The sequence below is a fragment of the Bacillota bacterium genome (assembly GCA_012839765.1).
Classification (GTDB): Bacteria; Bacillota; Limnochordia; order DUMW01; family DUMW01; genus DUMW01.
The window spans coordinates 23,800-36,626 of record DUMW01000063.1 but is presented as its reverse complement, the minus strand read 5'-3'; the positions used below and the strand labels follow the sequence as shown (position 1 = coordinate 36,626).

Genomic DNA, 12,827 nt, shown 5'->3' with positions numbered 1-12,827 from the left:
TGGAGGTGGACTGACGTGCGCACTGGTAAATTGGGACGCACCAGTAGCCATCGCAAGGCGCTGTTTCGCAGTCTTGCTTCAGCGGTAATCTTGCATAAGAAAGTGGAAACCACTCATACGAAAGCAAAGGCGGTTCAACCCTTCGTTGAAGAGATGATCACCTTAGGCAAGCGTGGTGATCTGAGCGCCAGACGGCAGGCTGCGTCTTTCTTACAAAACCCCAAAGCGGTAGGGATTCTGTTTGACGAAATAGCTGCGAAGTACGCAGATAGACAGGGTGGATATACGCGAATTGTCCGGACTGGCATAAGAAGGGGCGATGCTGCGGAACTGGCCATCATTGAGCTGGTGGACGCTTAAGCTTTCAACTAGATATTAGATCAATCAAAGGGAAGAGCCGCAGAGGGATTGGATACCTCTGCGTTCTCTACCTCTGAGGAGTGGTTGCAAATTAGCCGGTCTTTTATCACTGTATCGCATGTCACATACTATTATGACGAGCATGCCGATGGCAGTGCAGGATCTACTCCTACCCCTGTCTTGGACGATCTTAGCTTCGAGATAGACGCCGGTGAATATGTTGCCATTATTGGTTCAAATGGATCTGGAAAATCTACCTTAGCCCGTCATCTGAACGCCCTTCTGGTGCCTGTCCGTGGGGAGGTCTGGATCGATGGCCGCTCCACTCGGGATCCGCAGGCCGTCCGGGACATTCGTTCCACTGTGGGTATGGTCTTTCAAAATCCGGAGAATCAATTGATTGCATCCACCGTTGAAGAGGACATTGCCTTTGGTCCAGAGAACCTTGGACTACCTTCCGATGAGATCGGCCGGCGCATCGAGGAGAGCTTGCGGGCTGTGGGCATGTTGGAGTTCCGGCATCGGCTTTTGTATGAGCTTTCCGGTGGACAGAAGCAGCGGATCGCCATTGCGGGGATCCTGGCCATGCGGCCGCAGTGTCTTGTATTAGACGAGCCTACGGCGATGTTGGATCCCGGTGGTCGGGCCGATGTGCTGCGGATCCTTGATGAGTTGCACGCCCAGGGGATTACTATCGTACTTATCACCCATTTCATGGAGGAAGCGGCCCGGGCTCAGCGGATTATTGTGCTAGATCAGGGTAAGATCTGCCGTGACGGCTCTCCCCGGGAGGTCTTGTACGATGACCGGTTACTGGCCAGTTGTGGATTGGCGCCCCCTCCCATGGTGAAAGTGGCGCAACTTTTGCGGCAGCAGGGTGTTGCAATCGGTGAGGTACTGGATGTTGAAGAGATGGTGAATGCCCTATGTCGATATCGCTGAAAGATGTAGAATATATCTACGATGCCGGTACTGAACGGGCAGTTCCCGCGTTGTCCCAGATCAACCTCACCGTGCACCCAGGAGAGATTTTGGGGATCCTTGGACCCACGGGGTCCGGGAAATCCACCCTCATCCAACACTTCAACGGCTTGTTAAAACCCACTTCCGGTACCGTGACGGTGGACGGAGAAGAACTGTGGGTGAAAGGTACAAGCCTCACCAGGATCCGCCAAAAGGTGGGTGTCGTTTTCCAGTATCCGGAGCACCAGCTCTTTGAGGAGACTGTGTGGGAAGATGTGGCCTTCGGGCCCAAGAATTTGGGCTTGGAGCCTAGTGAGATTAAGCGGCGGGTGGAGACCGGGCTCAAACAGGTGGGTATTGAACCCCAGTTTTGGAACCGCTCGCCCTTTGCCTTGAGTGGAGGGCAAAAGAGGCGGGTGGCCATTGCAGGGGTGTTGGCCACAGAGCCCCACTACTTAGTCCTGGACGAGCCTACCGCGGGATTGGATCCAGCGGGACGTCAGGACCTTTTGACATTGCTGAAGAAGCTGCACGAGACCCGGAATCTGGGAATTGTGTACGTATCCCACAATATGGAGGAGTTGGGTCTGCTAGCTAGCCGCCTGGTGGTTCTCCACCGCGGTCGGATTGTGATGGAGGGGCCCCCTGCGGAAGTCTTTGCCCGTGTGGAAGAGATCCGCAGCTTAGGACTGGATATTCCCCAAACGGTGGACTTGGGTTACAGGTTGCAGAAACTTGGTTGGCCCATTCGGAGCGGTTTGTTTACTCCCGAAGAATGTGCCAAAGAGATTATGAGAGCATTGGCTAAAGTTTCCCCGAGAGACGGTGGTGGTCACCATTAGTCAGGTCTTCAGTTTTCGGAACATCACCTTAGGACAATACATCCCCGGTGAGACCGTGATTCACCGGTTGGATCCGCGGACGAAGCTGGGTGCGATGTTCATGGTGATCATCGGTCTGTTCATGATCGATTCCCCCTGGGGCTATTTATGTGTAGCAGGCTTACTCTGGTTGGTGATCGCCCTGGCACGGATACCCTTAACCCGGATTCTGCGGGGTCTGAAGCCGGTGTTGTTCATCATGATCTTCACCTTTGTGTTGCATGTATTCTTTAGTCAAGGCACGGTCCTGTGGCAAGTGGGACCCTTGCAGGTGACCGAGGAGGGCTTGATTCGGGGAGTCCAGATGGGAATGCGCTTGATTTTGCTGGTGGTAAGTGCTTCCCTGTTGACCTTGACTACCTCCCCTCTGGTTCTCACCGACGGGATTGAAGCCCTGTTAGCCCCGGCCCAGCGCATTAGCGTTCCTGCCCATGAGCTCGCGATGATGATGACCATTGCCCTCAGATTCATTCCCACCCTCATGGAGGAGGCGGAAAAAATCATGAAGGCTCAGACGGCCCGGGGGGCTAGCTTTACCGAGGGCAATTTGCTCCAACGGGCAAAGAGTCTGTTGCCCATTCTAATTCCTCTATTTGTTAGTGCCTTTCGTCGGGCCGAAGATCTGGCGGTGGCTATGGAGGCCCGGGGTTATGTGGGCGGTGAGGGAAGAAGTAAGTTTAAACCCCTAGTGTTTAAACCGGTGGACTGGCTTACACTGGGACTCACCACGGTTGTCCTGGGGATAATTGTAGTCGTCTGGTGATGAGTAAGATGCGGAACATAGCTATGCTAGTGGAATACTGTGGAACAGACTTCCTTGGTTTTCAGGTTCAAGCCAAGGGCCCTACTGTTCAGGGTACCCTTGCAGAGTCCGTGGCCCAACTCACGGGCGAGAAGGTGCAGTTGATTGGTTCCGGTCGTACTGACTCGGGGGTGCATGCCTGGGGACAGGTGGTGAACTTCCATACCCGCTCCACCATTCCCCCAGAACGCTTTGCCTATGCCCTCAACGGGAGATTGCCCCGTTCTTTACGGGTAAGGAAGTCCTGGGAAGCTCCACTGGGTTTTCACGCCCGCTTTTCCGCCATTGCCAAGACATACGATTATTGGATCTATTACAGTTCTCAACCGGCGGCCCTATGGGACGATCGGGCCTGGCGGCTCCATAGGGCACTGGATCTTGCTGCAGTGCGAGCGGCGATTCCCCATCTTCTGGGGGAACATGACTTCACCTCCTTTTGCGCAAGCAACAGCAATGTGCGAGATTTCGTAAGGCGGGTGGAAAAGCTAGATGTGAAAGAGGCGACCCTCCCCGGCGATTATCCTCTGGTGGTTTTTTCGATCACCGCCAATGGTTTCCTGTACAAAATGGCGCGGAACATCGTTGGTACCCTGGTGGAGGTAGGTCTTGGGCGTCGTGTCCCGGAGGAGGTCCCGCAGATTCTTGAAGCAAGGGACCGCAACCTGGCCGGCAAGACAGCACCGGCCCATGGCCTCTATCTGGCGAAAGTGTACTATCCGGAAGGCTATGTACCAGAGGATTAGATTTTTCTCTATTCCAATGCTTGTAGTGTACTCCAGATGCGCTGGCCGCAGTCAAGTGCGGGATCATCGGCCGAAGAAGTCCACCGGTTGTTCCCTATTTCCCTTGCCACTTTGCCCTAAACCTTCCAAGAAGTGAAAACCATGCCTGAAGGCAATGACTCAGCGGCAGTACCTCTGAGCTGCCAGTCAGAAGCGGAAATCAGTCGCCTGGTCCTAAGTTAAGTCTGGGGGTATCCCAAGAGTCCTGACCCTTTTAATCGCAGATAGTGGCTAAGTTTTGCTTGATGCAATTAGGGGTGCTTTCGATTCGTAACCATAGTGCCCTGTGCCTTTCACCGACCCGTCTACATGATGGGGCGATGAACGTCTAGAGAAGGAAAAGCAGGTTACCCTTCCATGCAAGTCCTACCGATGGCTTTCGGTTTCCATAAAGGACCCCTTGACATCGGTGGAGTTGGGGTAGCTTTCGACTTTGGGAAAGAAGTTACGATCTCTGTGGAAAAGCCTACAGATTAGGTGTCGGATAAGCTTGACAGTCTCGCATCGGTGTATTACAATGAGCAATGATGGTTTAGCAGGCAGTGCATTGTGTTCCGGACTTGGTCCTAGCCCCGCCCATGTCTGGACGGATGCAGCCTAGTATGGCATGAGGGGTGACACCAAGTTGAGCAAGACCTATACGGCCAGACCAGCTGACATAGTCAGACAGTGGTACGTGGTTGATGCGAAGGGTAAGACGTTGGGTCGGCTGGCCACAAAAATAGCTAGTGTCCTTAAAGGAAAACATAAGGTGATTTATACGCCCCATATGGATGTGGGCGATCATGTCATTGTGATCAATGCGAAAGATGTTGTGTTGACTGGGAATAAACGGGAAAAGAAGGTTTACTACCGGCATACTGGGTATCCGGGCGGCCTGAAGAAAGTAACTGCTGCCGAAATGTTGGAGAAGAATCCTGAGCGGGTTGTTAAAGCAGCTGTCTGGGGTATGCTTCCCCACAATCGGTTGGGCAGAAAGATGTTCAGAAAGCTCAAGGTTTATGCAGGACCTGAGCATCCACATCAGGCGCAGCAACCGAAAGAGTTAGAGATCTGACTTGGGGGAGGTGTACGACTTGGCGATTGTGAAGGAGTATTACTATGGGACAGGTCGCAGAAAGACTTCTGTAGCCCGGGTACGGCTGAAGGAAGGTAGCGGTAGGATCATTGTCAATGGGCTGGATATTAACGAATACTTCAAACGTCCTGTGCTGCAGACAATCGTTCGTCAGCCTTTGGTTGCCACAGGTACCGAAGGGAAGTATGACGTGTTTGTTACCGTCACAGGCGGTGGTTTCAGTGGTCAAGCCGGTGCTGTGCGCCATGGTTTGGCACGGGCGTTGATTGATGCCGATGCAGAATTCCGGCCTGTGTTGAAGAAGGCAGGTTACTTGACTCGAGATCCAAGAATGAAGGAACGGAAGAAGTACGGTCTGAAGAAGGCTCGTAGGGCACCGCAGTTCTCCAAGCGTTAATCGAACTTCCGAATCAAAGAGAGGCTTTCGCCTCTCTTTTTTTGTACCCGCACCCATTGTTTCCCCACATTTGTCCACCGAATAGTTGTTGTCTAACATGGGGCTTCAGTGTTTTCCGGGAAGAAGTTCTCACGGGCACAAGCAGGAGTATCCATGAGGAAAAGGGAAAATATGAACCAAGACCAGTGGACAGTTTGCTAGGTGATGGGCGTCTTGGATTCGACATGTGATGGTCAAGCCCTCCTTGCCGGGACCTTGTCCCAGTAACGGGTAGTCGGACGGTAGAGCGCAGCAGATAGGACGATGTTGGGGAGAAGCCGATAGTCTCGTTCGCGGCTACAAAGGGAGGGGGTTAGATGTCCAGTCTGATCATCGACCCGGAATATGCCAAGCTCCTGGAAGAGTACATTCAACTGAAGGCACAATTGGCGGAGGTTTTCGAACAACGGGCGGATCTTGTGTATCATGAGGCAAATCGATGGCAGACCGAGTATATGCTGAAAATTGGGGTGTTGGAGTACGACTTGTATGAAGTGGAGTGCAGTATTGCCCGGACCAGGCGGAAAATCGAGCTGGTACAATCTTGCATAAACCGACGGGTAGCGATCAATCTTGCTGCCATCGAAAGGCAGTTGGATCGGGAGTATGAGCAATATCGGGAACGGCTGAAACAGTTAGCTGCGGAGATCGACCTGGCCAATTACCTCAAGAAATGTCCCAAACTTCGGCCGCAGGAAGTGGCTGAGCTGAAAAGGATCTATCGTCTCCTGGTTAAGGAACTGCATCCGGATCTCAACCCCCACAGGGGAGAGGAGCAGCGGGCCCTTTGGCATCAGGTAAATGCGGCCTATCGTACCGGGAATGTAGATATGCTTAGGGTTCTGTTGGAACTGGTGCTACAGGGGGGGTCTTCCAACAATGGCCGGCCCAGTGCCATGGAAGAGCTGACAGAGAAGATGCAGTTTTTGAGGAAGAAGATTGGGGACCTGCTTTTAGAAATGGAGCAGATTCGGCAAACCTTTCCCTTTGATCAGGTGGAACTCCTCAAAAGCCCCCTGTTGGTGGCACGCCGGCAGGCAGAGTTGCGTGAGGCTATCCAACGGGGTCAGGAGATGTTAGAAGAGTTGCAGCAATATCTGACCACCCTGGTTCTAAACACCAATACACACCTGAATTGAGTGGAGTAACATGAGCGATCTCGTCCCTGTGGATAAGGATTTGGTTGTCAAACTCGGACTGCTTAACAGGGGAAACCAGTTGATAAAACCCTTCTCCCGGGACATTTTTCTGGTGGAGACCCATGTGGCTGGCACGTCCTACGTAAAGAATATCGAGCAAATCGTGGAAGGACTGGCCCTCGACGTGCGTCTGAGGTTTTTCCGGGAACAAACAATGCCCACGACCAGTTTGCCATTGTGATCAAAGATGGGGCTGGAAATAAGGTGGGGTACTGCCAAGGAACGTTAATCAGATCATCACCCGGCTAATGGACGCGGGCAAACTCGTTTTCGGAGTGATTTCGGGCATTGATGTTTTGGGAAACTGGGTCAAGATGACGGTGCGGGTCTTCCTACAGGATTGACTTCCTCTAAGGAACCAGTTCCCATCTTTTCGTGGGTCTTTGTTCATCATCCACACCCACCATGATCGTTTGGAAATAGAGCCTGGTAAGCTCCCCTCGCTTCAAAGGGGGAATAATCACGTGCAGTGACGAGAAGGTCGTCGCCGGTACCGCATCGGGGAGTTCGGCACTGATGTAGAGCCATCCGGTCCAGTCGATGGTCTCCGTCAGGACCAGGCGATGAGCTGTACCCTCCTTATCCGTGATCGTGGCTTCGATGGCATAGGGCGCAGGTATCTCTGCATAAACCCATGCTCCCAGCTGTCGGGCATTTTCCGGCAACTCTACCGGTTCCGCCAGGTCTAAGGAGAGCTCTCGGCGTCGGAGGGTGGCCTCGGGGACGAAATCCAGGCGAGCCGCCAAGGCAGTAGTGCCATCTTCCAGAACGGGCCCTTGGGTGATGAGCAGTTCTCCCTGGATACTGTTCGGGGCGAAGCTGAGGGTGATGGCTTCCTCGGTAAAATCAAGTAGAGAGTGGGTGGAGTATTTGGCGGTAATGGTGGACCAAATCTCCGCCCAGTCGATGACGACGGGGACACTCCTAAGGGCTAGCGCAATAGGAATGGCCCGTTGAACATTGTCTGGCAGGTTGTTCAGGACCATGGCCTGACCCAGGGGTTGACGCATGACCATGGTAGACGAACCCCCTCCGTCAAAGTTGAGGGCCGAATACAGACCTAGGGCCGCAGAAAACTGGGCCAGTTCATCGAGGGTCATTCCATGACTGATCTGGGAGCGCCCATCCACTACCATCAGGGTGAGAGCGGTTCCCTCCTCATTCAATCCCGCCGCGGTGCGGGGATTAGGTCCGTTGAGCCAATCGGGAAAATCCGTCAGGATCCTTCCTTCCTCCACCAGCATGGGAAAACCGCAGACGGCCAGTTTAAGGCCCGCAGGACCGTAGAAGACTTCCTCAATCTCTACTTTGCTTCCCGGGGCAATCAAGGTCAGTAGTTGGGATGCCATCGGGCCAAAGGCCAATAAATAGGTTGTATCGGGGTTGATCGTTATCTGGTTGGGATTCTGTCGGATTTCCTGGACCGTGTCTTCTTTTATGGAAACTGCCAATGCAGCCTGTTGAACAATGTTCTGCGGTACCCGCGTCCCCCAATAGCTGTTGTACATGACCAATCCGTTGCTGGGAAGGTAAATGTCATTGAAGGCAGCGATGGGGAAACTTTCGTTGCTTGTGGGAAGTCTTAAGATCCCTTCCCAGGACCAGTAACCGATGTGTCCCCGGCCTTCCTGATCCCAACCGAGACAGGGTCGCAAGAGATCCGGATGATCCCCTTTTAATACCACTCCCTCTTTGATGGCTAGTCCTACCGGAGATTGGGTAGAAGAAATGTAGAAGAAGTCACTATTGGTGGCCGCGATCACTTCCTGTTCCTGATCCACCATGCTGGTGAGGGTCCGCGGACTGGTAAGGACGTGATTTCCCAGCAAGAGATCCAGACTGATACTAGGGTTTGTGAGATCTACCTCTAGGATATGAATTAATAAGGGACGAGGCGTGGTTTGTTCTAGGCGGTAGAAGGTGATCCCCGCGTAGGGGGTGGATTCCACCGCCAACTGTGCAGAAGCCAGGAAGGGCAGTTGGGTGATGGCAGATAGATCCAAAGCCCACGCCAAAGTCCCTCTCATAAAAATAGTGAAGCTGCAGACAAGAGCAATCACGACCAGTAGTCTTCGCAAGGGACATGCGCTCCTTTACCTGCTAGAAACTTACGGACAGGGTCGTGCGTAATTGACCGTCTTCGGTGCGCTGCAAGCGCAAATTCGTATCAAGATCCAACCGTTTGAGGTCTAACTGAAATACATTAATCTTCCCCAATTGGTCTAGGGAGGAGATAAACAGCAGGTTGATGGTTTCCCGGTCGCTGAGGGCTCGTTCATAGGAGACGGCAGCTTGTCCCAGCTGGGGGTCAATACCCTTGTTGGCCAGATGACCCGCGGCGGTCATTAGGCCGATATGAAATCTTTGCTCATGGCCTTGCCGCAGGGAATAGTCCATTTGTAGTACCGGGTACAGCTTGTCCCCGACGTTTAGGACGCCGATGCGGCCGGTGAACCGGGATACGGTATTCTCTGTCGTCAGGGTGAACTGGGAGCCCACCAAAACACGCAATTCCTGTTGAACCGTATCACCCATGCTAAAGCGCCAACTAATGTTAGCTAGATTTGTGAGGGTACGATCTACCCGGAGACGCCCCTCCAGATCCATCCAGAAGAAAGGATCTGAATTGGGAGCCACCAGACCCACGGAACTGCCGATACCGAAAAACTCCGATAGAGGTAGACTCCAGTTGGCTGATCCGATGCCAGGTAACGAATCCACAGGAAATTTCCCTTCAATGAAGCCGGTCCGGATGGCCCCGGAGAAATTCCGGAAGGCTGCCTGGCCGGCGCCGCCGATCAGATACAGGGAAGGTGAGGCCACGGCACCATATTCATTGGGGTTCCACTGGATGTGGAAATCTCCCTTGAGATCCACATAACTGGTGACCCCGATGATCTTGTTCCAGTTAAACTGCAGTCCCGTTACGGGGGCAGTGGGTTCGATGCCCGCGGTCGGTAGATTGCTGACATGAAAACGGAAAATGGCGTCGGAGGTGCGACCGTGAATCAAAACCCCCAGCAAGTATTCGCCAATGTCGCCGGCTCGGCGCAAAAATCCCAGATTCAGTTCCCGTTCATTAATGATCAGGCCGGAATCCTCCTGGGTGATAGTCTGGGCCATACCAACGGCCCCGAGAAAGGTGTAAAGGACAATCAGTCCAGCGAGAAAAATGCAGGTCTTAGTTTTCGACCACATTGATGGTTCCTCCTTGTTGCTCTGACCTTGCACGCCCTTTGGCTAGCCCGCCTTCCACCAGATGATATACCGTGGGGATGACGAAAAGTGTCATTAGCGTGGAAATGAACAGGCCAGAGGAGAATGTTACGGCCAGGGGCTTGAGTACCTCCGCTCCGGAACCAATACCGAGACTGAGGGGAAGCAAGGCCAACACCGTGGTAAGGGTGGTCATCAACACCGCCCGTAATCGGTTGGCGGAACCCTGGATTACGCTATCGGTTAGGGAGTAGCTTTCCTTCCGGCGCAGATAGTTGATATGGTCAATCAGAACGATGCCGTTGTTGACGGCTACTCCCACCAGGATGATCAGCCCGAGCATCGACGGCACGCCGATGCGACTGCCGGAGATGGCTAGTCCCAGGAAGGAACCGATGGCTCCCAGGGGAACGGTAAGCATGATGATCAAAGGATGAACAAAGGCCTCGAACTGGGCAGCCATGACCATGTAGACCAGGATTACGGACAAAGCAAGGGCCAAGAACAGCTCATCTAGGGATTCACGGATCATTTCCCAGGAACCACCGTATTCGATGGCATAGCCCGGTGGTAAGTTGAGGTCAGCTACCACTTCATCCACTAGTTTGAGGGCCTGGCGCATCCCGATTCCCTCCAAGGCCGTGGTGATCGTGGCTGCGCGCACCCGGTCCGTATGGTGAATATCCAGGGTGGACGTGGTTTCCGTAAGGGTTGTCACCCGATCAAAGTATACATAGGATTGTCCGTTCCCTAGATCAAGCGCCGAGGGGATGCGGTGTTTTGTAAAGGCGTCAAAGTCTGTCGTGGGGTCATAATTGGGTCGCAGGACCACCGGCAAGGACCGACCACCCACTTGGAGGGTGGTGGTTTCGGCTCCACCCACCGCATCCCGCATAGCCAGAGCGATATGGGTGGCGGTAAGACCTCCGGAGAGGGCCCGGAAGGGATTCACCTCAAAGAATAACTCCGGCTGGGCTTTATCCAAGGACGAGACGATATTTCCAAAGCCCGGTGTGGCTTTCAGCCGCTGTTGTATTTCCCTTGTCAGTTCTGTCAACAGGGAAAAGTCCGGTCCGGAAATGTTCAAGGTGATGGCCTGTTTTGTACCCATGCTGGCCCCCACGATGTCATGGATCACTTCGAACCGGGCCGTTGTAAAGGGAGCAAGGACTGCCTTCATCTCCTCCGCAATCTGTGCTGCGCTTCGTGTCCGTTGTTCCTTCTCTTTGAGGATCACCGTCAGTTTCGCGGTGTTGATGGACGCTCCCCGGGCCGCAGCCAACAGATCATCGGCCCAGGAACCGACCAAAGAGGCGATGCTTTCCACCTCCGGAATGGTACGAAGGGCTTCTTCCACCTGAAGGACCAACTCATTGGTGTCGGCCAGAGTGTGTCCCGGTGGTAACTCGATATTGACATTGATCATGCTCTGATCCATTGGTGGCAGGAACTCCACATCCAGATACAGCAGGACCAGGGAGCTACCCAAAAGGAGTACGATAACAAGCCCAATGATCAAAGACTTGTGGTTTAAGGTCCACTGCAAAGCAGAACGATACAAGTCGTTAAGTTTATCCAATTGTTTGCGGGTATACCGCTGTCCTCTTTTGTTGGCTCTAATAAACTGTGAGGCCAACATAGGGATAATGGTGAGGGCCACCAGCAAAGATGCTAGCAGAGCATAGGAGATGGTAATCCCCAGTTCCCTAAAAAGCTCTCCAGTGAGACCGCCCAGGAACACCACGGGAACAAAGATTACCAAAGTGGTGAGGGTGGATGAGGTGATCGCACTGGCCACTTGGGTGGTGCCTTGCACTACTGCCTCTTTTAGCCCTTTACCCAGTTGTAGGTGACGATAGATATTCTCCAATACCACGATGGCATTGTCCACCAGCATCCCCACCCCGAGGGCAATTCCCCCTAGGGTCATGAGATTCAACGTATAACCGGACAAATACATGAGGAAAAAGGTGATCAGGATGGAAAGGGGGATGGCTACGGCAATGCAGGCGATACTGGCAATGCTCCGCAAGAATACCAACAGAACTATCACTGCCAAAAGGGCACCCTCCACCAAAGAGGAGCTCAACCAGGACATGGATTCCCGGATAAAGAAGGATTGATCTTGTAATACCGCAAAACTTAGTTGCTCTTCCGATGCCTGTTGGATCCTTTCTAACGCCTCATGGATGGCCGTAGCTACTTCCACCGTGTTGCTGCCCGCCTGCTTGTAGATGCTGATGATCATCGCCGGATGATTATCGACCCGGCTGAAACCGGTCACTGGTTTATAGCCCAGTTCTACATCGGCCACATGGTGCAGGCGCAACATCTTGGGCACCAGAAGGCCAATGCCTTGGTTCAGGGCCGGATCCGCATCTAGCTCTCCAAGGATCATGTTCTGTAAGTCATCAATGGTCTTGTAACGGTTACCTACCGTGGCCAGATAGCGGGTATCGTCCCTTTCAATGGCGCCAATGGGCAAGACCACATTCTGGGCCTGCAAAAGGAGCTTCAGTTGATCTACCGTCAGTCCATATTGCTGCAGTTTCTCGGGATAATAGGTAACCTTTATCTCTTCCTGGAGACCTCCACTTACGGATACAGCGGCCACTCCCGGAATCCGTTCCAGGGCTGGTAAGAACTCTTCCACCAGTCGGGCCAGTTCTCCGGGTTCCACATTGGCACTGACACCCAAAAGCATTAAGGGAGTCTGGTTAGGGTCCACCAACATGATGACAGGCTTAGAACTTTCCTCCGGCAATTGGTAAGACAGTTGATCGAGGCTGATGCGCACCTGATCCACCATTTTTATTAGATCTGTTCCCCAATTGAACTGGACCATGACCACCGAGATATTCTCGGTGCTGATGGACTCCAGCTTGCGAACATTAGGTATCTTAGCCATGGCTTGCTCAATGGGATTGGTGATCTGTATCTCTACGGTCTCGGGATTGGCCAGAGGATAGACTGTGGCGATGGTCATCATTGGGATATTCAGGTCCGGTAACAGCTCTAGCCCTAACCGATTTAAGCCTATGACACCGAAGATAAGTGCGGCCACGATGAACATTGTCATCGTGACCTTCCTCGAAACTGCTAACTCAGGT

The 12,827-nt window shown here is 53.2% G+C and carries 12 protein-coding genes; 9 read left to right on the top strand and 3 right to left on the bottom strand.

Going from position 1 to position 12,827, the window contains the following annotated elements; all coding sequences use genetic code 11:
• Nucleotides 1–15 precede the first annotated feature (15 nt).
• The 9 genes from rplQ (at nucleotide 16) to GXX57_06135 (ending at nucleotide 6,682) form a co-directional block, all read left to right on the top strand.
• The gene (gene rplQ / locus GXX57_06175) at nucleotides 16–360 is read left to right on the top strand and encodes a 50S ribosomal protein L17 (protein HHV44234.1); all 345 of its coding nucleotides are present in this window, start codon (nucleotides 16–18) and stop codon (nucleotides 358–360) included.
• Nucleotides 361–465: 105 nt separating this feature from the next.
• Entirely contained in the window at nucleotides 466–1,302 is an 837-nt protein-coding gene (locus tag GXX57_06170) for an energy-coupling factor transporter ATPase (GenBank protein HHV44233.1), read from the top strand.
• Complete coding sequence (locus GXX57_06165; protein HHV44232.1) at nucleotides 1,287–2,165, top strand: energy-coupling factor transporter ATPase; 879 nt, start codon at nucleotides 1,287–1,289, stop codon at nucleotides 2,163–2,165. The genes GXX57_06170 and GXX57_06165 overlap by 16 nt, the downstream gene beginning before the upstream one ends.
• 94 nt (nucleotides 2,166–2,259) lie before the next feature.
• Complete coding sequence (locus GXX57_06160) at nucleotides 2,260–2,967, top strand: energy-coupling factor transporter transmembrane protein EcfT (protein HHV44231.1); 708 nt, start codon at nucleotides 2,260–2,262, stop codon at nucleotides 2,965–2,967.
• Nucleotides 2,968–2,975: 8 nt separating this feature from the next.
• Nucleotides 2,976–3,749 (top strand): tRNA pseudouridine(38-40) synthase TruA, encoded by a 774-nt coding sequence (gene truA / locus GXX57_06155; GenBank protein ID HHV44230.1) that lies wholly within the window; start codon nucleotides 2,976–2,978, stop codon nucleotides 3,747–3,749.
• Between the two features lie 646 nt (nucleotides 3,750–4,395).
• Entirely contained in the window at nucleotides 4,396–4,845 is a 450-nt protein-coding gene (rplM, locus tag GXX57_06150; GenBank protein HHV44229.1) for a 50S ribosomal protein L13, read from the top strand.
• Nucleotides 4,846–4,864: 19 nt separating this feature from the next.
• Nucleotides 4,865–5,263 (top strand): 30S ribosomal protein S9, encoded by a 399-nt coding sequence (gene rpsI / locus GXX57_06145; GenBank protein ID HHV44228.1) that lies wholly within the window; start codon nucleotides 4,865–4,867, stop codon nucleotides 5,261–5,263.
• A gap of 356 nt (nucleotides 5,264–5,619) precedes the next feature.
• Nucleotides 5,620–6,441: a J domain-containing protein gene (locus GXX57_06140; GenBank protein ID HHV44227.1), complete on the top strand. Its 822-nt coding sequence runs from the start codon at nucleotides 5,620–5,622 to the stop codon at nucleotides 6,439–6,441.
• 10 nt (nucleotides 6,442–6,451) lie between these two features.
• Nucleotides 6,452–6,682, top strand: coding sequence for a hypothetical protein (locus GXX57_06135; GenBank protein HHV44226.1), 231 nt, complete (start codon nucleotides 6,452–6,454; stop codon nucleotides 6,680–6,682).
• A gap of 169 nt (nucleotides 6,683–6,851) precedes the next feature.
• Here GXX57_06135 and GXX57_06130 read toward each other — a convergent pair whose 3' ends face one another.
• From GXX57_06130 to GXX57_06120, 3 genes are read right to left on the bottom strand one after another with little or no spacing between them, the layout of a single operon-like run.
• A complete protein-coding gene (locus GXX57_06130) occupies nucleotides 6,852–8,579 on the bottom strand; it encodes a phosphodiester glycosidase family protein (protein ID HHV44225.1) in 1,728 nt (575 codons plus the stop codon).
• Nucleotides 8,580–8,601: 22 nt separating this feature from the next.
• On the bottom strand, nucleotides 8,602–9,699 hold the full coding sequence (locus tag GXX57_06125) for a hypothetical protein (GenBank protein ID HHV44224.1): 1,098 nt from the start codon (nucleotides 9,697–9,699) through the stop codon (nucleotides 8,602–8,604).
• The gene (locus tag GXX57_06120; protein HHV44223.1) at nucleotides 9,683–12,796 is read right to left on the bottom strand and encodes an efflux RND transporter permease subunit; all 3,114 of its coding nucleotides are present in this window, start codon (nucleotides 12,794–12,796) and stop codon (nucleotides 9,683–9,685) included. Before GXX57_06120 ends, GXX57_06125 begins: the two co-directional genes overlap by 17 nt.
• Nucleotides 12,797–12,827: the final 31 nt, after the last annotated feature.

Excerpts from the sequence above, each read along its gene's own strand:
- GXX57_06165 (HHV44232.1), top strand. The coding sequence starts at position 1,287 with ATGTCGATATCGCTGAAAGATGTAGAATATATCTACGATGCCGGTACT.
- GXX57_06160 (HHV44231.1), top strand. The coding sequence starts at position 2,260 with ATGTTCATGGTGATCATCGGTCTGTTCATGATCGATTCCCCCTGGGGC.
- truA (HHV44230.1), top strand. The coding sequence starts at position 2,976 with ATGCGGAACATAGCTATGCTAGTGGAATACTGTGGAACAGACTTCCTT.
- rplM (HHV44229.1), top strand. The coding sequence starts at position 4,396 with ATGAGGGGTGACACCAAGTTGAGCAAGACCTATACGGCCAGACCAGCT.
- GXX57_06140 (HHV44227.1), top strand. The coding sequence starts at position 5,620 with ATGTCCAGTCTGATCATCGACCCGGAATATGCCAAGCTCCTGGAAGAG.
- GXX57_06135 (HHV44226.1), top strand. The coding sequence starts at position 6,452 with ATGAGCGATCTCGTCCCTGTGGATAAGGATTTGGTTGTCAAACTCGGA.
- GXX57_06125 (HHV44224.1), bottom strand. The coding sequence starts at position 9,699 with ATGTGGTCGAAAACTAAGACCTGCATTTTTCTCGCTGGACTGATTGTC.
- GXX57_06120 (HHV44223.1), bottom strand. The coding sequence starts at position 12,796 with ATGACAATGTTCATCGTGGCCGCACTTATCTTCGGTGTCATAGGCTTA.